15 protein-coding genes are annotated in these 21,298 nt (G+C 70.6%); 9 read left to right on the top strand and 6 right to left on the bottom strand.

Features of this window, described 5'->3' with window-relative positions; all coding sequences use genetic code 11:
- Positions 1-487 precede the first annotated feature (487 nt).
- The 3 genes from EIY87_RS00985 to EIY87_RS00975 all read left to right on the top strand — a co-directional run bounded on the left by EIY87_RS00985 (position 488) and on the right by EIY87_RS00975 (position 4,178).
- Positions 488-1,252, top strand: coding sequence for a bestrophin-like domain (locus tag EIY87_RS00985; protein WP_125305722.1), 765 nt, complete (start codon positions 488-490; stop codon positions 1,250-1,252).
- Entirely contained in the window at positions 1,249-2,517 is a 1,269-nt protein-coding gene (locus EIY87_RS00980; RefSeq protein WP_125305721.1) for a DUF6923 family protein, read from the top strand. Before EIY87_RS00985 ends, EIY87_RS00980 begins: the two co-directional genes overlap by 4 nt.
- A 92-nt stretch (positions 2,518-2,609) precedes the next feature.
- Complete coding sequence (locus EIY87_RS00975; RefSeq protein ID WP_125305720.1) at positions 2,610-4,178, top strand: esterase-like activity of phytase family protein; 1,569 nt, start codon at positions 2,610-2,612, stop codon at positions 4,176-4,178.
- Here the strand turns inward: EIY87_RS00975 and EIY87_RS00970 are convergent.
- Positions 4,175-5,191, bottom strand: coding sequence for an autoinducer 2 ABC transporter substrate-binding protein (locus EIY87_RS00970; RefSeq protein ID WP_125305719.1), 1,017 nt, complete (start codon positions 5,189-5,191; stop codon positions 4,175-4,177). The two genes, EIY87_RS00975 and EIY87_RS00970, sit on opposite strands and share 4 nt — an antisense overlap.
- 470 nt (positions 5,192-5,661) lie before the next feature.
- Between EIY87_RS00970 and EIY87_RS00965 the strand changes: the two genes are divergently transcribed.
- The gene (locus EIY87_RS00965) at positions 5,662-6,117 is read left to right on the top strand and encodes a DUF4396 domain-containing protein (RefSeq protein WP_125305718.1); all 456 of its coding nucleotides are present in this window, start codon (positions 5,662-5,664) and stop codon (positions 6,115-6,117) included.
- 38 nt (positions 6,118-6,155) lie between these two features.
- Here the strand turns inward: EIY87_RS00965 and EIY87_RS00960 are convergent, their stop codons facing one another.
- The 3 genes from EIY87_RS00960 to EIY87_RS00950 all read right to left on the bottom strand — a co-directional run bounded on the left by EIY87_RS00960 (position 6,156) and on the right by EIY87_RS00950 (position 11,965).
- Positions 6,156-7,385 (bottom strand): glycoside hydrolase family protein, encoded by a 1,230-nt coding sequence (locus tag EIY87_RS00960; protein ID WP_125305717.1) that lies wholly within the window; start codon positions 7,383-7,385, stop codon positions 6,156-6,158.
- Between the two features lie 230 nt (positions 7,386-7,615).
- Positions 7,616-8,839 carry a hypothetical protein gene (locus EIY87_RS00955; protein ID WP_125305716.1) on the bottom strand — a complete coding sequence of 408 codons (1,224 nt, stop codon included), beginning with the start codon at positions 8,837-8,839 and terminating at the stop codon, positions 7,616-7,618.
- A gap of 192 nt (positions 8,840-9,031) precedes the next feature.
- Entirely contained in the window at positions 9,032-11,965 is a 2,934-nt protein-coding gene (locus EIY87_RS00950) for an AfsR/SARP family transcriptional regulator (RefSeq protein WP_125305715.1), read from the bottom strand.
- 122 nt (positions 11,966-12,087) lie between these two features.
- Here EIY87_RS00950 and EIY87_RS00945 point away from each other — a divergent pair, with 122 nt between their 5' ends.
- The 4 genes from EIY87_RS00945 (at position 12,088) to EIY87_RS00930 (ending at position 16,698) form a co-directional block, all read left to right on the top strand.
- Positions 12,088-12,744: a hypothetical protein gene (locus tag EIY87_RS00945; protein WP_191983896.1), complete on the top strand. Its 657-nt coding sequence runs from the start codon at positions 12,088-12,090 to the stop codon at positions 12,742-12,744.
- 33 nt (positions 12,745-12,777) lie between these two features.
- On the top strand, positions 12,778-14,349 hold the full coding sequence (locus EIY87_RS00940) for an alkaline phosphatase D family protein (protein WP_125305714.1): 1,572 nt from the start codon (positions 12,778-12,780) through the stop codon (positions 14,347-14,349).
- 25 nt (positions 14,350-14,374) lie between these two features.
- Positions 14,375-15,001 carry a TetR/AcrR family transcriptional regulator gene (locus EIY87_RS00935; protein ID WP_125305713.1) on the top strand — a complete coding sequence of 209 codons (627 nt, stop codon included), beginning with the start codon at positions 14,375-14,377 and terminating at the stop codon, positions 14,999-15,001.
- A 245-nt stretch (positions 15,002-15,246) separates the two neighbouring features.
- Positions 15,247-16,698, top strand: coding sequence for a glycoside hydrolase family 28 protein (locus EIY87_RS00930; RefSeq protein ID WP_225439626.1), 1,452 nt, complete (start codon positions 15,247-15,249; stop codon positions 16,696-16,698).
- A gap of 55 nt (positions 16,699-16,753) precedes the next feature.
- Here EIY87_RS00930 and EIY87_RS00925 read toward each other — a convergent pair whose 3' ends face one another.
- Positions 16,754-17,941, bottom strand: a complete 1,188-nt coding sequence (locus EIY87_RS00925; RefSeq protein ID WP_125305711.1) for a glycoside hydrolase family 88/105 protein — start codon at positions 17,939-17,941, stop codon at positions 16,754-16,756.
- Between the two features lie 359 nt (positions 17,942-18,300).
- On the opposite strand from EIY87_RS00925, the gene EIY87_RS00920 reads away from it, so the two are divergent.
- Entirely contained in the window at positions 18,301-20,055 is a 1,755-nt protein-coding gene (locus EIY87_RS00920) for an alpha-L-fucosidase (RefSeq protein WP_125305710.1), read from the top strand.
- Here the strand turns inward: EIY87_RS00920 and EIY87_RS00915 are convergent.
- Entirely contained in the window at positions 20,052-21,257 is a 1,206-nt protein-coding gene (locus EIY87_RS00915; protein ID WP_125305709.1) for an adenylate/guanylate cyclase domain-containing protein, read from the bottom strand. The two genes, EIY87_RS00920 and EIY87_RS00915, sit on opposite strands and share 4 nt — an antisense overlap.
- Positions 21,258-21,298 lie beyond the last annotated feature (41 nt).

Raw genomic sequence — 21,298 nt, 5'->3', positions numbered from 1 at the left:
TGGTCGCCAGTGTGCGGGCCGCGGCCCGGCCCAGGCTCAGCGGTGCTTGCTCGGATTCCACCGGGTCGGTGACGGTCACAGCGAAAACCACCCATCATTCGCGTCGGAGCCGAATTCGCGCGGTCAAGCGAACTCGCGAAATCAACATAGCAACGGCGTGCCACCGCACAATGCCACGATCGGGTCACCGGGGTCGATTGACGGCGTCCGCTGCGCCATTCCGGACGCCCGGTGGCGGAGGCTCGGTCACCCGGGGTGCGCGGCCGTCACCCGGTCGGGAAATGCCCTGCTCATAAGGGGAACGTCCGGTTGCCGCGCGGAGCGACGACGACGGTCCGGGACCCGCTAACTGGGCCGAACCGGCGAAATTGACGGCCGGGGTGCGGCCACCCGGATGAATCGAACAATGTACGGTTGTCCGGCCCGAAACACGTGACTAACTTGGGCGATCCCGGTGGTGGAAAACCCCGGTGGGGAAAGGACGTGGATGAACATCTTCGTGGCCGGTGCGCTGTGGGTGGCCGGCGCGGCCGTGGTCGGGGGCCTGATCGCCTACCTGGTCCGCCGGTTCGGCTGGGACGAAGGGCGGCCCGACAACAACGACGCGGCGGGCCAGGTGTTCACCATCGTCGGCGGGCTGCACGCGGTGCTGGTCGCGTTCGTGCTCATCTCGCTGTTCGACTCGGTCGGCTCGGCGAGCCAGGACGCGCAGACCGAGGCCGACAGCCTGGTCGCGGCCACCTGGGCGGCCGACGCGCTGCCCGGCGACACGAAGGACCGGGTGCACCAGCTCGCCGTCGCCTACGCGCGCACGGTCGAGGAGCAGGAGTGGCCGCGGCTGGCCGACGGCGGCGCGATCCCGGCGACCGGCTGGACGCAGCTCGACCAGATGCGCCAGGCGGTCGCGGCCGCCGACGTCGACGGTGACTGGGAAATCGACCGCAAGACCGAGGCCAGCAACCAGCTCTGGTCGGTCTACCAGGCCCGCCAGCAGCGGCTCGCCAACTCCGGCGGTGGCGGCGTCGGCGCGGTCGTCTGGTTCGCGCTCATCCTCGGCAGCCTGATCACCGCGATCCTGCTGCCCAACCTGTTCGGCGGCACCCGGCTGGCCGCGCACGTCATCATCGTGTCCACCCTGGCCGGCACGATCACGTTGCTGCTCTTCGCCATCCACGAACTGCAGAACCCGTTCAGCGGCGGGGCGAAAGTGCCGCCGGAGGCGTTCACGACGGCGCTGGACCGGCTGGCTTGACCGGCGCGCGAGCCCGCTGGGCGGCGATGCTCGGCGTCGCCACGGCGGTCTCGGCGCTGCTGGCGGCGACGGGCTGGCTCGCGCCGTCCCGGCAGCCGGCGGCCCAGGCGCCGGACCGCTGCACGATCCTGCAGGCGGAAAACGAACGCGCCGGCGCCCCGACGACATTGCGGTTGCTGGAACTGCCCGGTGGCGCCACGAAACGCCTGACCCAGGCGGGGTACTGGATCAACGCGATGGGCTACTCCGCCGCGCAGGGCGTCGTCTACGGCGTCGCCGACGGCACCCGCCGCGGCCGGTACGACCACGGCGCGCACGCGGTCCGGATCGACGGCCAGGGCACCGTCACGGACCTGGGCGTGATCGGCCGGGCGGGCGCGACGCGTCCGGTGTGGAGCCTGGTCACCGGCGCCACCGCCGGCGCGATCGCCGGCAACCGCTGGTACGTCCGGCAGGACAGCGATCTGTACACAGTGGACATCAGCCCGGCGACCCAGGACTACCTGCGGGTGGTGCACCGGACGCCGCTGCGGCCGGTGTCGCTGGCCGTCGGCGTCGACGACTTCGCCTACGACCCGGCGGACGGGCTGCTCCACGGCGTCTCGACGACGTCGCGCGGGGACAACTCGGTCGTCACGCTCGACCCGGCCACCGGCAAGGTCGTGCCGGTCCCGGGCCTGCGGTTCCCGCCGGGCGGTGCGTACGGATCGGTCGTGCTCGGTCCCGGCGCGATCTACGCCACGGCGAACCGCGACGGGCAGCGCAGCGTCACCTACCGGCTGCCGCGCGACGGCTCGGGCCCGGCGGTGGAGGTCGCGACCGGGCCGGTGCTGGTGAGCGGCGACGCGGCCGGCTGCCTGGACGAAGCGCCGCCCCCACCGCCCACGACGTCGTCCCCGGAACCACCACCGCCACCGCCGCCGACGTCCACGACACCCGAGCCGCCGCCGACGACGACCCCATCCACTCCGGCGCCGGAACCCCCACCGCCGCCCCAGCCACCACCAGTGGAGCAGCCCGCCGCCCCGACACCGGCTCCGACCCCCGCGCCGGCACCGGTGGTCCGGCCCAGGACGTCGACGACGGCGCCGGAACCGCCCCCGCCGACGACGTCGTCACGGCACGCGCGGCCGACCGGGAAACCGCAGCCCGTGGTCGAGGACACCGCGCGGCGGACCCAGGAGAAACGGCGCTGGGGACTCACCGCGCTGATCCTGGTGCTCGGCGGCGGAGCGGCGGCCGCGCACGGCCGGCGCCACCGTTAACGCCACGGCCTTCTCGAAGACGGGCATTGTCCACTTCGGCCGCTCAGACTCCTCCTCCGGCGCGATCCTCGCGCCGGAGGAGGAGAAACCGGATGAAGCGGGTACGAATCGCCCTGGTGGCCGGGTTCCTGGCGCTGCCGCTGGTGGCGGCGGGACCGGCCGCGGCCCACGACCACGGCCCGCGGGCGAAGGACGACCACTACCGCGTCCGCGCGGGGCAGACCCTGCGCGGCGCGGTGCTCGGCAACGACCGGTCCGCGACGGCGGTGGTGCGGCACACGCCTGCCGCGCACGGCACGGTGTCGATCGGCGCCGACGGGACCTTCCGCTACACCCCGGCGCCCGGCTTCACCGGCCGCGATTCCTTCACCTACACCGTTTCCGACGCGGTGAAGCTCTACCCGACGGCCTTGCCGCCGCTGGCGACGATCGGCGGTGTCGAGATCAAGGGCGGCGCCTACGGTTCGGCGCTGACCCCAGTACCCGGCTCCCGGGACGAGTTCTACGGCCTCACCGACCGCGGCCCCAACGTCGACGCGCCCGGCGGCGGCAAGATCGAGCCGCTGCCCGCGTTCACGCCCGCGATCGGGAAGTTCCGGCTGCGGGGCGGGAAAGCCGTGCTGGAGAAGACGATCCCGCTGCGCGCGGCCGACGGCACGCCGTACAACGGCCAGGTCAGCCCGCTCGCCGACACCGGCGAGACCATTGTGGACCTCGACGGGAACGTCCTGCCGAAGTCGGCGAACGGCTACGACTCCGAAGGCCTGGTCGCGCAGCGCGACGGCACGTTCTGGGTGTCCGACGAGTACGGCCCGTTCCTCACGCACTTCGGCCGCGACGGCCGCGCGCTCGAACGCCTTTCGCCGTACGACGGTTCGCTGCCCGGCGAGCTGAAGTACCGCGTCCCGAACAAGGGCATGGAAGGCCTCGCGCTCACCCCGGACGGCGGCACGCTGGTCGGCGTCATGCAGTCGGCGCTGCAGCAGCCGGACCTGACGAAGAAGCCCGGCAACGTGACCACGCTGCGGATCGTCACCGTCGACCTGCGCACCCGCGCCACGCACGAATACCTCTACCTGCTCGACGACCCGGACACGACGAGCACGGCGGTCAGCGAGATCACCGCGCTGTCGGCGACGCGGTTCCTGGTGGACGAGCGCGACGGCAAGCCGGAGCCGGGCGCGTTCAAGAAGCTGTACGAGATCGACCTGGCCGGCGCCACCGACGTCGGCCCGCGGGCGGCGGGCTACGACGCCGTCAAGGGCGGGGTGCTGGTCGGCGGCAAGAGCATCGACGCCTACGTCGGCAAGGACACCACGGCGCAGGCGACCGCGGACCTGGCCGCCGCGGGCATCAAGCCGGTCTCGAAGAAGCTGTACCTGGACCTCGGCGCCCTGGTGACCGGCCTGGACCCCAGCGGCGGCTTCTTCGGCCACGACAAGGTCGAAGGCGTCGCGACGACGGACGGCGGCCGCACGCTCGTGATCAGCAACGACAACGACTTCGGCGTCGACGGCGTGACCACCGCGGCGCCGCCGTACGCGCTGCACCCGAAGACGCTGCCGGACGGCCGCCAGGACGACGGCGAGTACCTGGCCGTCGACACGACCCGGCTCCCGGCGGCCACGAGCACCGCGACGGTCACCCTCGACGTGCGCTAGTACTTGAACTGGTCGACGTTGTCGGCGGTGATGAGCAGCGGATCACCCAGCAGGACGGTCTTCGACGGGGCGTCGAACCGCACCGCCGGCAACTCGAGGCTCACCTTGTTGACCGGCTGCAGCGGCTTGCCGTCGGCGATCTGCTTGGCAGTCCACGCGGTGAGGTAGCCGAGCGACTCGACGTTCCACAGCACCGACTGCGAGCAGGAACCGTCGAGCAGGAACGGCTTGATCGCCTGCGGCGTCCCGACGCCGACGGTGAACACCTGGCCGATCTTCTCCGCGTCCCGCACGGCCTTCGCGACCCCCGGCGCCGACGTGGTGCACTCGCCGATCAGCCCGGTCAGGCCGGGGTGGCGGGCCATCAGCTCCTTGGCGAGGTTCGCCGCGGTGTCCTGGTCCTCGCCCGCGTAGACGGTCTCGACCAGCTGGGCCTTCGGGTACTGCGTGGCCGCGTAGTCCTTCTGGACGGTGATCCAGGCGTTGAGGTTCGCCGCGGCCGGGCCGCAGGAGACGATCGCGTACTGGCCGGCGCCGCCGGTCTTCTTCATCAGCGCGTCGACGAGCGCGGTGCCGATGCCCTTGGCGGTCGCCTGGTTGACGAACACCTCACGCCGGGTGGCCGGCGCGTCGGTGTCGGAGGTCAGCACGTGGATGCCCTTGGCCCTGGCCTCGCCGATGACCTCGGCCAGCGCGGCGGGGTCGTTGGGCGCCACGGCGATGACGTCGACCTTCTTCGCGATCAGTTCCCGCAGGATGCTCACCTGCGCGGCCGGGTCGACGCTGGCCGGCGCGCTCGTGGACCACGTCATGCCCAGTTGCTTGGCAGCTTCCTGCCCGCCGGTGTCCATCGCCTCGAAGTAGGGGATGCCGCCGATCTTCGGGACGAAGGCGATGCGGGTCGGCGCCGGCGCGGGTGCGCTGTTCAGCTGGTCCGAACAGCCCCCGAGCGCGAGCCCGGCACCCAGCACCAGCGTCGCGACCAGCCGGAAGGTCTTCGTCGGCCCTCGCATCCCACCCATTCCTCGATACTTTCGACGGTCTGCGCACCGTGGAGACCAAGGGCGAACGGTAGGGCCCCGCGTAACGGAGGTCAACGGGATGTGCGCAAAGGGTTACGGAAGTGAGTTCTGCCCCGGGGTGAACGAGGAGAAGATCCCCTGGTCGGCGGTGTCGGCCACGGTGGGTGACGACGACTCGTCACACCGCGCACGCCCGCTGGTCCAAGCGCCCCAATGTGGCGTTCGGTGCGTCCAGCGCACCCAATGTGGCGTTCGGTGCGTCTGACGCAACCAACGCCACATTGGGGTTTTCTCGGTAGCCGCGCTGGTTGCCACGTTGAGGTCCGGTCAGGCACGCGAGCGCAGCCGGCCACCCGGCACGCCCGTGCTCACCCAGCTGCTACCGAGAAAACCTCATTGGGGCGGACGGGTGTGACGCGGAGAACATGCGCCAGGTACCCCCCAGGGGTATAGTTACCGGCATGAACGAACAGTACGGGGCTTCGTGGGCGACGGCGATCCAAGCGACTCTGCACTGCCTCACCGGTTGCGCCATCGGTGAGGTGCTCGGCATGGTGCTGGGCACGGCGTTCGGCCTGCACAACGCGGCGACCGTGGTCCTCTCGATCGTGCTGGCCTTCGTCTTCGGCTACGGCCTGACCATGCGGGGCGTCCTGAAGTCGGGGATGGACCTGCGGGCCGCGTTCAAGGTCGCGCTGGCCGCGGACACCGTGTCGATCGCCGTCATGGAACTGATCGACAACACCGTCGTCGTGGCGATTCCCGGGGCGATGGACGCCGGGCTGGCCAGTCTCCTGTTCTGGCTGGCCTTGGCGCTGTCGCTGGCGGTCGCGTTCGTCGTCACGGTGCCGGTGAACAAGTGGATGATCGGGCGCGGGCTCGGCCACGCCAAGGTGCACGCGCACCACCACCACTGAAACCGCGTCCGGGGAGGTGGCGGCCTCCCCGGACGTCGTCACACGCTCGAAAGGTCGATCGCGCGGTCGACCCCGCGCCGGTCGAGCACCCGCAGGATGCCTTCCAGCAGGTAGTAGTCGGCGTAGGGGAGGGACACCTCGACGCCGTCCTCGGCCGGGCGGTTGCGGGTGCAGCGGGCGACACTCGCTTCGGCGCGCGTGGACTTGGTCGTCAGGCACGTCCGCGACACGGCGGTCAGGATCCGCAGCGCACTGTCCCGGTACTGCGGGCGGTGCGTGAGCTCCGCCAGGTCCAGCAGGCCGCACGCCATGATCACGCCGGCGGATGCGTCCTTGACGTCGTCGGGGGCCTGCGGCGCCAGGTAGTCCCACACCGGCACGTGGTCGGCGGTCAGCCGGGACAGCGCGAAGTCCGCGAGGCGGCGGGCCGTGGCCAGGAACTCCGGGTCGCCGGTGCGGCGGTGGATCGTGGTGAAGCCGTAGACGCCCCACGCCTGCCCGCGCGACCAGCACGACGCCGGGCTGTAGCCCTGCACGGTGTTCGGCCCGACCGGCGCGCCGGTGACCGGGTCGAAGTCGAAGACGTGCGGCGTCGACCCGTCGGGGCGCGGGAAGTGCTGCTGCGCGGTCCTGGCGTGTGCGACGGCGATGTCGAGGTACTTCGGGTCCCCGGTCTGCGCGCTCGCGAACGCCAGCAGGTCCAGGTTCATCATCGTGTCCATGATGACGCGGCCCGCGTTGTTCGGGTCGGTGAGCGCGCCCCAGGCGCGGATGAACTTCCCGGCCGGGTTGTAGCGCTTGATGAGCGACGACGCGGCCTGGATCGCGCCCGCGCGCCACTTCTCCTCGCCGGTGAGCCGCCACGCGGTCACCCAGGAGGGGTAGAAGAGGAATCCGAGGTCGTGCGTTCCGGTGTCGTTCTGGCGCGGCGCGAGTTTTTCCGCGGACGCCAGCGCGAGGGTCTTGAATTGTTCCTCTCCACTGTACAGCCAGGCCAGCCACAACTGACCGGGCCAGAATCCGCCGACCCAGTCGCCGTTCTGCGAATAGGTCCATTTCTCGAACTTCGTGCCGACCGGGAACGCGGTGACGCCGGGGGCCACCGCGCGCAGCTTGGCCACCGCGTAATCGGCCGCCTGGCGGAGCGTCCGGTGCACCGTGGCCTGGTCGGAAACTTCGGGCGTGGCCGCGAAAGCAGGGGTCGAAGTGCTCGCGGCGACCGCGGCGCCGGCCGCCGTCGTCAGCAGGGTTCTCCGGGAAACGCTCACAGGGGACCGCCATTCCGTGTGGGGAAAGTGCCCGGAATTTTCGCACGCACACCCGGGCGTTGTACACCTGGCGGATCGCCATTCAAGGTTGTGAATTGGTGTCCCGGTGAGCGGAATGGCGGGAAAAGGGCGAAGGCCCGGTGGGGGACACCGGGCCTTCGCTGTTATCGCGGGGGTGAGGGCAGTCAACCACGCGATGATCGAGGCTCGCTCGAGCCGCGGTCAGTGCTTCAGCACTTGGGCGCGACCGGGAGGTCGGAGCCGGTCTGCAGGTAGGTGTCCGACACGTAGTGGCCGGGGCCGATGCGGTCCCAGATGTTGCTGGTGCCGAACTTGCCGGTGACGGTGTCGCCCTCGACGTAGCACTCGATGTTCACCTTGGCGTAGTTCGCCGCGAGGCCCTTGATCGCGGCGGAGGTGCTCGCGCTGGCCCGGACGTTCATCGGGTCGCCCGCGGTGCTGACGACGCCGGTCGGGCCCGAGCCGGTCCACAGGTAGGTGACGTTCACGTTGCCGTTGTCGGACATGCCGAGCCCGTCCCAGAAGACGCCGTCGGCGAGGTCGATGCCCGCCGGGTTCGCGACCTTGTAGCCGAGGCCGCTCTTACCGCCGTTGTACCCGTTGTAGTAGGCGGCGTACGCCTCGGGCTGGCCCTGCGGCAGGTCCTTGAACTTGGTCCGGACCGACGCCGGGTTCCAGTAGTCGTCCTGCTCGTTCCACGGGCCGATGTCCCACACCGGCGCGTACTCGCACCTGCTGCCGTCGGTGCGGCAGACGCGCACCGAGTAGGTGCCGGATCCCTTGCTGGACAAGCCCTTCCCGGACGGCAGCGCGACGAAGTGGTCGCGGCTGGTGATGACGTGGCCGTTGGCGGTCGTGCCGCCGATCAGGCCCTCGCGGGTGCCGTAGATCTTGTACGTCAGCCCGGCGGCCTCGGCCAGCGCGTTTACCTGCGGGGCGTTGTCGGCGTTGAGCTTGACGCTCTTCACCGACGGCCGCACGCCATCGGTGGTGCTGTGCAGGCTGATGCGCACCTGCACGGAGCTGACGGCGCTCTTGAGCGTGGTGCCCGCGGGCGTCCACTCGGTCCAGTCGTTCACCCCGGTCCGGCCGCGGACGTCGACGTCGATCGACGTGCCCTTCGGCGTGTCGGCGCTCAGCTCCGCGCTGACGCGGTTGGCGGCCGAGCCGAGCGCGTGCTCGGCGGTGGTGAGACTGCCTTCGCTGCCGGCGAAGACGCGCGCGGTTCTGTGCCACGCGGCGTCGGCCAGGGTCAGCGTTCCCCCGGCCGCGGCGACGTTGACGTCATCGGCGTCCACAGTGGACACATCGGCGGTCCAGCTCGCACCGCCGGCCTTCGTCGCGGCCTGGGCGGGGGCTCCGGCCAGCGCCGTCACCGCCCCCGCGGCCAGAACCGCCGCGGTCACGCGGCCGGCCTTCCTGATCCGGATCATCCCCGGTTCTCCCTTCGCACCTGTTCACTCGAACGTGGCGAAAGACTGGCCGGGCGGCGTACATGATCCGTACAAGCAGGGCCGCGGGCTTGTGCGCCCCAAGGCGGCCTTGGTTGCGTCTGACGCACCGAAGGCCGCCTTGGGTGCGTCAGACGCACCGAAGGCCACATTGGGGCGCTTGGGGCCGGGGCGTCAGGCGGAAACGATGTGCGGCGGCTCAGCGGTAGCCGCCGGAGCCGCCGGGCGGGCCGAGGACAGCTCGCGCCAGATCGCCAGCGCGCGCTCCGAGTAGTCCCGGGACCGCTCCGGCTGGGAAAGCGCCCGGTGCAGCTCCCCGAGCAGCTGCGAAACCTCCGCCTCCGACCGCCGGTCCCCGTTCCTCCGGTGCACCGAAAGCGAGTTCACCAGCAACAGCTGCGCGTGCGCGAAATCGCCGCTGTGCAGGCACAGCTCGCCCAGGTTCTGGTTCGCGTAGCCGATGCAGTGGTCGTCGCCGAGGTCGGTGAAGATCGCGATCGCGCGGTCGACGTGCTCGCGGGCCGCCGCCAGGTTGCCCTGGTGCTGGAACAGCAGGCCCAGGCGCTTGAACGCGTGGGCCTCGCGGTGCCGGTCGCCGATCGACGCCGACAGCTCCAGCGCGTCCGTGAACCAGCGCTTCGCCGCCGCGTAGCAGCCTCGGGACATCCAGACCGCGCCCGCGGCGATGCGCGCCACCGCTTCGCCGTGCGGGTCTTCCGCCTCCGCGAACAGCTTCAGGGCTTCGTGGCAGTGGTCGAGCGCGCGGTCGTCCTCACCCGAGATGCGCAGGATCGTGGCGAGCCCGGTCAGCGCGATGCCGACGCCTTGCGCGTCGCCGACCCGTTCGAACAGCGCCCGGGACTCCTCGAACGCCACCCGCGAACCGGCGTATTCGTCCTGGTAGAGCAGGTACTGCCCGAGGTTGCGCTGGACGATCGCCTCCGCGCGCGGCGAGCCCGTCCGGCGGGCCGAGGCCAGGGCGATGAGGTGCGTGCTGTGCCAGTCGTCCTGGTGGCCGCGCAGGTCGAAGTACGGCGTGAGGGCCGACGCCAGCTGCCACGCGAGGTCGTGGAAGCCGTTCGACGCGGCCAGGGACACCGCCGCGACGCTGGTGTGGCGTTCGGCCGCGAACCACGCCGCCGGGTCGTCGGGCAGGACGTCGGCGGGCACCTCCGGGCGCGGCAGCTCTTCGTCGCGGTACATGCCGAAGAAGTGCAACGGCATCCGGCGCGCGGCTTCCAGCGCCAGCGCCAGGTAGCCGGTGAGGACCCGGTGCAGCGACGCGCGCGTCTTGGCCGCGTCGCTCTGCTCGGCCAGCTCGACGGCGTACACGCGCAGCAGGTCGTGGAGCCGGTAGCGCGGCTGCCCGGCCGAATCGGAGCCGACCAGCTCGACGAGGTGGCCGTCCACCAGCACGTCGAGCACGTCTTCGGCGTCACGGCGGCCCAGCACGGCCGCGACCGCCCAGGGCGGGAACTGGACCGGCCCGAGCAGCCCGAGCCCGCGGAACGCCGTCGCCGCCGACATCGGCAGCAGGTCGTAGGACAGCGTCACGCTCGCCCGGACGGCGAGGTCGCCGACGCGCAGCTCGTCGAGCCGCCGGTGCTCGTCGCGCAGCCGGTCGGCCAGCAGCCGCAACGTCCAGCCCGGCCGGTGCGTGAGCTTCGCTCCGGCCACCCGGATCGCCAGCGGCAGGTGCCCGCACTGGCGCAGGATCGCCGCTGCGCTTTCCGGCTCGGCGGCCACCCGCTCGGCGCCGACGATGCCCTGCAGCAGCCGCGCGGCCTCGGCCTCGGGCAGCAGGTCGACGTCGACCGCCTTCGCCCCGTCCAGCCCGGGCAGCCGGATCCGGCTGGTCACCAGCACCGCGCACGCGCCCGCCCCGGGCAGCAGCGGCCGCACCTGGGCGGCGCTCCCGGCGTCGTCGAGCACGATGCACATCCGCCGCCCGGCCAGCCGCGACCGCAGCAGCGCCGACCGCTCCGCAGGCTCCCGCGGCAGGCCCGCGTCCGGGACGCCGAGCGCGTGCAGCAGCTCGGCGAGCACACCCATCGGCGCGCGCGGAGACGACGACGTGCCGGCCAGGTCGACGTGCAGCTGGCCGTCGGCGAAGTCCTCGCGGACCGCGTGCGCGACCCGGACGGCGACCGCGGACTTCCCGACCCCGGGCGCGCCCGACAGCACGATCACGGCGGGGGCGCCGGACTCGGCCCGTTCGCGCATCAGGGCGGTGACTTCGCCGATCACGTCGTCGCGGCCGGTGAAGTCGGGCAGGTCGAGCGGCAGCTGGCAGACCGGGACGAACTCCGCCGCGCGCACGGCGGGCGCGGTTTCCGGCACCAGCGTCGCGCGCAGCTCGCGCAGCCGCGCGCCCGGTTCGGCGCCGAGCTCTTCGCGCAGGACGCGCTCGGCCGACTCGTACGCCTCGATCGCGTCCGCGGTCCGGCCCGCCGCGCGCAACGCGACGATCAGCTGCGCCCACAGCTCTTCGCGCAGCGGGTGCTCGGTGACCAGCCCCCGCAGCTCGGCGACGGCCTCGCCGCAGCGGCCGAGGCCGATCCGCGCGCGCAGGCGCTGTTCCTGCACCGAAAGCCGGAGCTCGGCGAGCCGGGCGACGGTCGCGCCCCAGCTGTGGTCGTGCGGGAGTCCTTCGAGGACTTCGCCGCGCCACAGCGCGTCGGCGCGGTCCAGAAGCTTGAGAGCGCTCTCGGCACGGTCGCCGTCGAGCTCTTCCTGCGCTTCGCCGGCCAACGCGGCGAAGGCGAGGTGGTCCAGTTCGGCCGGGGACGCGGTCAGCAGGTAGCCGGACGCGCGGCTGCTGATCCGCTCGCCGAGGCCGGGGTCGATTTCGGCGAAGCGCCTTCGCAGCGAGTGGACGTACGTGCGGATGTTCGCCGCCGCCGACCGGGGTGCCGAATCCGGCCACAGCACCTCGACCAGCACGTCGGTGGACACGACGACGTTCGGCTGCAGGGCCAGCGCGGCCAGCAGCAGCCGGGGCTTCGGCCCGCCCAGCGCGACGACCTGCCCGGCGGCGGTGACTTCCAGCGGGCCGAGGACGCGGATGGTCAGCGAGGTGGTCTCAACCTGCCCGATGAGTTCCCCCATGACCGGATGCTATGACCGCTCCGACCTCGGGCGATAGATCCATTCGGAGTGTCTGTGCGCGCGCGTGCGCGCGAGGACCGGCTTTGTACGAGACGTGTACGGGGCGCGGTCACGCTCCCGCCATGAAGCGTTTGAACCTCCGGCGTATGGCCGGACTCGGGGTGATCGTGGCGGCGGTCGGCTCGCTCGCGGTCGGCGGCGCGCTCGAGGCGTCCGCCGCGGCGAGCGGCACCGTGAAGACCGCGGGGGACCCGCTCAACGTCCGCCGGGCGCCGACCGCGAGCGCCACGGCCGTCAAGACCGTCGCGAACGGCGCGACCGTCGCCATCGACTGCCAGGTCAACGGGTCCTCGGTGACCGGCACCTACGGCACCAGCACGCTCTGGGACTACGTGCCCGCGCTCGGCGGGTACATCTCGGACACCTACGTCTACACCGGTTCGGACACGCGGATCGCGCCGGACTGCGGGGTCGGCACGGGCAGCGCCCAGTGCGCCGACGCCTGCGCCGGCGAGGGGCAGTACCGCTCGTCCGACTCGCACTTCCTGGTCTACGACACGAACGCCGACGGCTACTCGGCCGTCGTCGCCTACTGGCTCAAGGGCGGCGCCGGGCCGTTCTACGTCTGGAACTCCGGTGGCGAGGGCACGAAGGTCGACAAGGCCGTCTCCGTCCCGCACGGCGGCTGGGTCTTCTACAAGGTCTGCGTCGCCAACTACACCACCGGGAAGCCGGACCTGAAGTCCTGCTCCGACGGCCTCACCGACTTCGCGGCCTGACCGCGTCCACCCGAGAAGAAAGGGCTTTCCACCATGGGTCAGGTCAACCGGCGCAAGGTGCTCCTCGGCGGGCTCGCCGCGGTCACCGCCACCGCGGCTTCGGCGGCGCTGCCGTCGTGGGCGAACGCCCGCACCACGGTCGCCGCCCCCACCATCCACGACCCCTTCCAGCTCGGCGTCGCCTCCGGCGATCCGCTCCCCGACAGCGTGGTGCTGTGGACGAGACTCGCACCGGCGCCGCTCAACCCGGACGGCTTCGGCGGCATGCCGGACGCCACCTACGCGGTGGACTGGGAGATCGCGAACGACGAGGCGTTCACCTCGATCGTGCAGACCGGCCAGGCGAGCGCGGTCCGCTCGGCGGCGCACAGCGTCCACATCGAACCGACCGGGCTGCAGCCCGCGCGCGAGTACTTCTACCGCTTCAAGACCGGCGGCTACATCTCGCCGGTCGGCCGCACGCGCACCGCCCCCGCCGCCGGTGCCGCGGTCAACCAGCTCAAGTACTGCTTCAGTTCCTGCCAGCACTGGGAGGAGGGCTACTACCACGCGTACAAGGGGATCGTGGCCGACGACCCGGACCTGGTGCTGTTCCTCGGCGACTACATCTACGAGAAGAAGTCGGGCCGCGCCGCCGCGGAACGCAACCCGCGCAGCCTGGCCTTCACCGAGGAAGTGACGACGCTCGCGCAGTACCGCGCCCGCCACGCCCAGCACAAGACCGACGCCGACCTGCAGGCCGCGCACGCGATCGCGCCGTGGATCGTGGTGTTCGACGACCACGAAGTGATGAACAACTGGAACGGAACCACTTCGCCGGCGTCGGCCGCGCGCAAGGCCGCCGGGTTCCAGGCCTTCTACGAGAACACCCCGATCCGCTCGACGGCCAAGCCGAACGGCTCGTCGATCCAGTTGTACCGCCAGTTCCTCTGGGGCAACCTGGCCCGGTTCCACATGCTCGACACGCGCCAGTACCGCAACGCCCAGGTCGCCGACCCCTCCGGCGACGCGGGCCCGTCCTGCACGGACATGCGCAGCACCTCGCGCAGCATCCTCGGCAGCACCGAGGAAGCGTGGCTGCTCAAGCAGTTCGAGTCGCACCCGGCGACGTGGGACTTCCTCGGCCAGCAGGTCTTCTTCGCCACGCGGGACGGCGACGGCAACAAGGCCACCTGCGAAAGCCCCGACTCCTGGCAGGGCTACGAGGCCTCCCGCAACCGGATCCAGCAGGGCTGGGTCGACCGGAAGGTCGCGAACCCGATCGTGCTCACCGGCGACGTCCACCGGCACTGGGCCGCCGACCTGCGGCTGGACTACTTCGACCACAGCGACCCGGTCATCGGCTCGGAGCTGGTCACGACGTCGGTGACGAGCAACAGCGACACCGCGACCGCGCCCAGCTCGACCTGGTACGCGAACAACCCGCACGTCAAGTACTGCAAGGGCGAGCGCGGCTACGTCCGCGTCACGACGACGCCGTCGCAAACGCGAGCGGATTTCATGACCACGTCCGACACCAGCGTGTACGACCCGGCGTCGGTCGTGATCAAGAACGACCGCAGCTACGTAGTGCAAGCGGGCAAGCCCGGCCTCCAGCAGGTGTGAGCACCGGAGCGCTACGCTGCGTGACGTGACCGATGAACCAGGCCTCCGGGAGCGCAAGAAGCTCCGCACGCGGACGGCGATCTCGACGGCGGCGATCCGGCTCTTCCTGGAGCGCGGGTTCGACGCCGTCGGGGTCGCCGAAGTGGCGAGCGCGGCCGAGGTGTCCAAGCGGACGCTCTTCGCCTACTTCCCGACCAAAGAGGACCTGGTGCTGCACCGGTTCGCCGACCACGAGACCGACGCGGCGGACGTCGTCCGCGCGCGCCGGCCCGGCCAGGGCCCGCTCGAAGCGCTGCGGGAGGCGTTCCTGCGTGGGCTGGACGACCGCGAACCGGTGACCGGGTTGTGCGACGAACCCGGCGTGCTCGCGGTCTTCCGGCTGGTCACCGGCACCCCCGCGCTGGTGGCCCGGCTGGCCGGGTTCACCTCCGCGGGGGAGGCGGCGCTGGCCGCCGCGCTCGGCGAGGCGGGTGTCCCGGTCCTCGACGCGGGTCTCGCCGCCGCGCAGATCTCGGCGGTCCGCCGCACCCTGGCCACGGCCAACATGGACGCGGTCGCGGCCGGAGTCCCGGCGCGGCAGCGCTTTCCGGCGGCCGTCGCCGCCGCCGAACGGGCGTTCTCCCTGCTGGCGTCCGGAGTAGGGTTCGCCTGACCGCCGCGCGCGCATGCGGGATTCCCGGTGCGACCGTGAAAAACGCACGGTTTCGCCGGGCTCGGCGAAGGTAGACTTCGAATCCCGAAAGGACTCCGGGGGACCCGCGTCCGACTGGGGGTGGCGCGGGTCCCCCGGGCCCGCCGATCTTGACAGTCCGTTCGCGTCACTCGTAACCTGGGTTTTCCGCCGTCATGCCGAATTTCCCGATTCCATGACAAGGCGGTCTCACGGTGAAAAGATCTTTGCTGATCAGCTTGGCGGTGGCCGGGCTGGTGGTGGCCGGTACCGGGATCTCCACGGCCGCACCCGGCGGCGTGTACGACGTGAAGGACTACGGCGCCAAGGGCAACGGTTCCGCCGACGATTCTTCCGCCGTCACCAAGGCGATCACGGCGGCCAACGCCGTCGGCGGCGGCACCGTCCGGTTCACCTCCGGCACCTACAAGTCGGCGCACACGGTGCACCTCAAGAGCAACGTGACGATCCAGCTCGACGCCGGCGCGACGATCACCGGGTCCGGTGCGGACACCTACGACAAACCGGAAGCCAACCCCTGGGACGCCTACCAGGACTACGGCCACAGCCACTTCCACAACGCGATGTTCACCGGCGACAAGCTGACGAACATCGGCTTCACCGGCGCGGGCACCATCGACGGCGGCGGCAACCTGATCACCGGCAACCCGAAGTCCGGTGAGGCGGACAAGATCCTGTCGCTCACCCGGTGCGACGGGCTGACGTTGTCCGGCATCAAGCTGCGCCGCGGCGGGCACTTCGCGGCGCTGATCAACGGCTGCAAGAACGTCGTCTCCGACCACCTGACCATCGACACGGCGAGCGACCGCGACGGCTGGAACATCATCAGCACCACGAACGTCACCATCACCAACGCCAGCATCGCCGCGAACGACGACGCGCTCGTGTTCAAGAGCGACTACGCGCTCGGCGCGAAACTACCGAACGGGAACGTCACGGTCACCGGCGCGAAACTGTCGGCGGTGTGCTGCAACGCGCTGATGTTCGGGTCCGAGACCTGCGGTGACTTCACCGGCTACCACTTCTCGGACATCGCGATCACCGGCGCGCACAAGTCGGGGATCGGGATCGTTTCGATGGACGGCGCGAAGATCTCCGACGTGCACTACCGGAACATCACGATGTCCGGGACGTATTCGCCGGTCATGATGAAGATCGGCACGCGGAAGCGGTGCGGGAACAACCCCGGCGTCGGGTCGATCAGCGGCATCACGTTCGACAACGTCACCGGTACGCACACCGGCAGCAATTTCAGCCCGACGATCTGGGGCGCGGACAGCGGTCACCGCGTCTCCGACGTCACCTTCACCGGCGTCAAGCTGAACGTGCCGGGCGGCAACGGAACCATGTCGACCGGCGTCCCGAGCAACAACGCGACGGACTACAACCCGAAGAGCATCGGCACCCGCCCGTCCTACGGCTGGTACCTGCACTACGCGGCCGGCATCCGGTTCGTGGACAGCTCGGTGGAGTTCGGCAAGGACGACGGGCGCCCGGCGAGCATCGTCAACAACAGCTCGGACATCACTTTCGACCACTTCACCGCGGAGAGGGGCAGCGAGAGCCCGTACGACCTCGGCTTCCAGTCGGTGGCGGGCTACTGCGTCAAGAACTCGGCGCTGCGCGTGAACGCGACGGGGTCCACTTCGGACTGCTGACGACAGAGGGGCCCCGGCCGGGTGGCCGGGGCCCCTCCTGCGGCGCGCCTCGTGGTCAGTGGTGGAACTGCTCGTTCATGATCAGGAACGCGCCGAGGCCGTGGAAGTCGTTGGTCCGGCGGGCCCGGGCGTAGTAGTAGGACAGGTCCCCGACGTTGGTGCCCTCGCAGATGTCGGTGATGTTCGTGAGGCCGTCGGCGCCGAGGGAGATCTTCTTCAGCACGCCGGCGTAGCCCTTGTCCGCGACCGCCTGGTACTCCGGCGGCAGGTAGCCGCGCTCGACGCCGCGGGCGAGCGTGAAGGCGTACATCGACGACGCCGACGTCTCCAGCCAGTTCTTCGGGTCGCCGCCGCGGTCGACGACCTGGTACCAGCGGCCGGTGGCCGGGTCCTGGTACCGCTGGTAGCCCGCGGCGAGGAACCGCACGACGTCGATCAGCGCGGCCCGCCGCGGGTGGTTCGGCGGCAGCACCTCGAGGATGTCGACGGCGGCCATGCCGAACCAGCCGATCGCGCGCGCCCAGTGGTACTTCGAGTGGTGCCCGGTGCCGCTCGCCCACGATTCGGAGCCGTCTTCGTCGTAGGCGTGGTAGAGCAGGCCCTTCGCGGGTTCGCGCAGGTGGCTGAAGTACACGGAGATGTTCTTCGCCGCTTCTTCGAAGCAATAGGTGCCGTCGTTGAACGCGGCGCCGTAGAGCGCGAGGAACGGCTGGGCCATGTACACGCCGTCGCCCCACAGCTGGCCGACCTTGCTCGTGGCGTGGAACATGCCGCCGTCGGACGTGCGGGGGTAGCCCGGGAACCGCTTGCGCAACTGGTCGGCGGCCGTCTTGTACTTCTTGCGGCCGGTTTCGGCGTGCAGCAGCGGCAGCATCTGGCACGAGCGCATGGCGTCGAGGTTGGTGAAGCTGTTGGAGATCCCGCTGTCGGTGATGAACCGGTCGTACCAGGCGACGATGTAGTCGAGGTACTTCCGCTCGCCGGTGCGCTTGTAGAAGAGGTACTGGCCGTAGAGGTACAGGCCGAGGGTGTAGCCCCAGCCGCCGATCTTGTCCGGGGTGTAGCGGGTCATCGTCGAGTCGATGACCGCCCGCGACCAGTCCGGCGGCGGCGCGGCCCCGCCGATCGGGGGCAGCCGGTCGGCCGCCCGCGCGACGGGGCCCGCCGCGGCGAGGGCGCCGAGCGCGCCGAGGGAGCCGGCCAGGACCGCGCGCCGGGTCGGGCGAAGGGGGTGCTCGGACATGCTTCGTCCCTTTCGTGCACTGGCCCCCGCGACGCGGGTGGTGCGAAAGAGGTGGCCGGGATGCCGATCCGCCGTCCGTCGGCATCCCGGCCGGCTCTTGGGGCGCGGCGTGCTACCCGTTTCGCCGGAGCGGTGGTCGGGGAGCGAAAGCGCTTCCCAGGGAGAACATCTACTCGTCCGGCGGGCCGGCGGTCAAGAGAGATCCGATCTCTCGTGTCATATATCAGATATTTAACCCGGATGGCGGGTGTTCCGGTGTACCGGTGACTGAAACGTGTGCCAGAGGTCGGATCTGCACCTTGACCGTCCCGCACGGCAGGAGTACCACTCCGGGTGGACCAGACCACTGGAGGTCGTCGATGTTCCTGCGTCGTTGTGGTGTCGTGTTCGCTTCGCTGCTGGCGGCCGCCGGGCTCGCCGCCGCGCCCGCGTCGGCCGATCTGCAGAAACCGTCCCAGCAGTGGCTGCGCGACAGCCAGGCGGGCCTGTTCCTGCACTGGGGCATGCGCACCTCGCCCGGTTACACCAGTTGCACCGCCTGGGAGAAGGCGATCACCGACGGCGGGTGGAGTCCCGGCTACTGGGTCACCGAAGCGAAGAAGCTGCACGCGTCGTACCTGGTGCTGGCCTCCTTCCACAGCCGCCTCGGCTACTCGCGGGCCTGGCCGTCGAAGATCCCGGGCAGCTGCAGCACCAAGCGCGACTTCCTCGGCGAGCTGGTCGCCGCGGCGAAGGCGGAAGGGCTCAAGGTCATCCTCTACATGACCAACGACGCCCAGTGGCACGACGAGGGCGGCCACGAGTGGCTCGACTCGGCCGGCTACTCGAAGTACAAGGGCAAGACGGTGAACCTCGACAGCCAGGACGGCTTCGGCCAGTTCAGCTACGACAACTTCTTCGAAGTCATGAAGAACTACCCCGACCTCGGTGGTTTCTGGATCGACAACGACAACGCCTACTGGGAATCCCACGACCTGTACCGGCAGATCTACCAGCAGCGCCCGGACTACCTGCTGAGCAACAACAACGAAGACACTCCGATCATGGACACGATCAGCAACGAGCAGAAGACCGGCATGACCCCGGCGTACGACTACCCGCAGGCCACGTACACGGCGATGCCGCGGCTCACGGAGGCGTGCTTCAAGCTGCCCGACACCGGATCCTGGTGGTACGGCGGCTCGAACCCGCCGGTCACCAAGGCGCTCAACCTCGGCAGGCTGCTGACGAACGCGGGCTCGTCGATCAAGTCCCTGATGGCCGAGACGGCGATGGTGAACGGCAGGTTCCCGGCGAACCAGGAAGCGTTCAACAACTTCGCGGCGGGCTACCTCGACGCGATCCGGGAATCCCTCGACGGCACCGAGGGCGCCGGGTACATGTACGGCGGCATGCAGCCGGGCTTCTGGAACGACGGCGCGCACGGCGTCATCACCATCCGCGGGGCGGCGCAGTACGTGCACGTGCTGACCAAGCCGTCCGGGAGCACGCTGAAGATCCGCGACAACGGCTACCGCGTCTCCCGCGTCACGAACCTCCGCACCGGCGCCGCCGTCTCCTTCGGCCAGGGGAACGGCAGCCTCACGCTGACCGGCCTGGCGGGCTGGGACCCCTACGACACGGTGTTCAAGGTCGAAACGACCGGCCGCACGGGGATCTACGACCCGCGTACCGTGACCCTGAAGGCGAGCACGTCGGCCAGCGGCCACAGTGGACAGTCCGCGAGCGACGGCGACTACCTGACGTACTTCGACAACGGCAAGAAGCTCCCGGTCGACCTCGACTACGACCTCGGGTCGGCGACACCGGTCCAGTACATCGGCGTCAACCAGCGCGAGGACTCGGTGAGCTACGCCCGGTCGGACACCGAGCAGTCGGCGCGGATCAAGGGCTACCAGGTGTTCGTCTCGGCCGACGGCCGGAACTGGGGCAGCGCGGTGAAGTCCGGCACGCTCCCGAGCCACCGCGGCGTCCAGTTCGCGGACCTGCCCGCGGTGACCACGAGGTACGTCCGCCTCCGCATCACGAGCACGTACGCGGCATCGAGCGACACCACGCGCTACAAGCGGCTGCGCATCGACGAAACCTGGCTGGGCTCGGCCTACGCGAGTTAGAGGACCCGTTCCAGGACTTCGGGCCGGGTCGCGCGAGCGATGGCGGCGTCGAGCGTCCGGTGCAGGTCCCCGGAGTCGGGAGTCGCGAAGTAGTGCGGCATGTCGGCCCGGTCGAGCGCCGCCGCGGCCGGCCCGATGCCGAGCAGGTAGGGCGAGTAGAGAATCAAGGAGTGCGGCCCGGGATCGGCGCAGAGCGCGGCCATCCCGGGGAACTCGGCCGCTTGGTGCACCTCGAAACGCTCGGTGTCGGCGGCGTGGCGCTCCTTGAACTTCTTGAACCTCGCCAGCGACTCCTTGATCTTCGGGGCGAGTTGTTCGCCCCGAAGCCTGGAGAAGATCGCCGTCGCCTCGCTGGCCGGGTCGAGGAGGACGCAGCGGTAGGTGCCTCCGCGCCGGAGGAAGTCGAGCACCGCGTCCCGGTAGACCGCCGGACGGTCGGTCGTGATCAGCCGGTTGGAGCAGGAGTTGAGCGTCGTCCCCAGGTCCAGCAGGTGCTCCGACGCGGTGCTGACCAGGTGGGCCTTGTCCTGCTGGCTGGGACGGCGGGGGTAGCCGTACACCCGCACGCCGCCGGGCAGACCGGTCGACCGCAGCCACGTCCGCCGGCCTGCCTCCCCCTCGCCGGCGGTCCGCATGAGGTAGACCTGCTGTTCTTCGAAGACGCCGACCCACTCGAACTCGCCGGTGAAGGGGCCGGCCACCCGGTGCACGGCATCGGAGACCGCCAGCCTGTCGGGCGGGACCGCCTCTTCGAGGTGGGCGGCGAAGTTGATGTGCGGAGAATGGATCGAAGCGAGCCGGTCGGCGGGCAGCCGGATCGGGCCCTTGTGCACGGCCAGCCGGAGTCGCAGTTCGCCGGCGAACTCCGCCGCCTCGAGCTCTTCCCGCAACCGCGGGACGTCCTCGGTGAGGATCGTCCGCCCGGCGATGAGCGTGACGTCCCGCGTCACGCTCTCGTTGTCGTCGTGCAGGATGAAGAAACCGCCGTCGCCGCGCCAGCTCCACAGCTCGGCGCGGGCGCACCCGAGGTCACGCGCCACCTTCTCGATTCTGGCGATCAGTCGCAGCCGCAACAGGTCGAAGGCGTGCGCGGCCCGGTCCCGGGGGTTGCGCTGCACGATGCTGGAGTAACCCGACGCGTCGAGGAACAAGACGTACACGTCGTCGTAGGTCACGTCGGCTTTGAACTGATCCGCGTCCATCCACCCAGCACACCACACCCCGCACGGTCGTGTCTTGCGAT

Origin of the sequence: Amycolatopsis eburnea (assembly GCF_003937945.1) — a bacterium.
Lineage (GTDB): Bacteria > Actinomycetota > Actinomycetes > Mycobacteriales > Pseudonocardiaceae > Amycolatopsis > Amycolatopsis eburnea.
Note: the sequence above shows the minus strand (reverse complement) of the source record. Positions and strands in the feature narration are given on the sequence as shown.

Excerpts from the sequence above, each read along its gene's own strand:
- EIY87_RS00985 (WP_125305722.1), top strand. The coding sequence starts at position 488 with ATGAACATCTTCGTGGCCGGTGCGCTGTGGGTGGCCGGCGCGGCCGTG.
- EIY87_RS00975 (WP_125305720.1), top strand. The coding sequence starts at position 2,610 with ATGAAGCGGGTACGAATCGCCCTGGTGGCCGGGTTCCTGGCGCTGCCG.
- EIY87_RS00970 (WP_125305719.1), bottom strand. The coding sequence starts at position 5,191 with ATGCGAGGGCCGACGAAGACCTTCCGGCTGGTCGCGACGCTGGTGCTG.
- EIY87_RS00965 (WP_125305718.1), top strand. The coding sequence starts at position 5,662 with ATGAACGAACAGTACGGGGCTTCGTGGGCGACGGCGATCCAAGCGACT.
- EIY87_RS00955 (WP_125305716.1), bottom strand. The coding sequence starts at position 8,839 with ATGATCCGGATCAGGAAGGCCGGCCGCGTGACCGCGGCGGTTCTGGCC.
- EIY87_RS00950 (WP_125305715.1), bottom strand. The coding sequence starts at position 11,965 with ATGGGGGAACTCATCGGGCAGGTTGAGACCACCTCGCTGACCATCCGC.
- EIY87_RS00945 (WP_191983896.1), top strand. The coding sequence starts at position 12,088 with ATGAAGCGTTTGAACCTCCGGCGTATGGCCGGACTCGGGGTGATCGTG.
- EIY87_RS00940 (WP_125305714.1), top strand. The coding sequence starts at position 12,778 with ATGGGTCAGGTCAACCGGCGCAAGGTGCTCCTCGGCGGGCTCGCCGCG.
- EIY87_RS00925 (WP_125305711.1), bottom strand. The coding sequence starts at position 17,941 with ATGTCCGAGCACCCCCTTCGCCCGACCCGGCGCGCGGTCCTGGCCGGC.
- EIY87_RS00920 (WP_125305710.1), top strand. The coding sequence starts at position 18,301 with ATGTTCCTGCGTCGTTGTGGTGTCGTGTTCGCTTCGCTGCTGGCGGCC.
- EIY87_RS00915 (WP_125305709.1), bottom strand. The coding sequence starts at position 21,257 with ATGGACGCGGATCAGTTCAAAGCCGACGTGACCTACGACGACGTGTAC.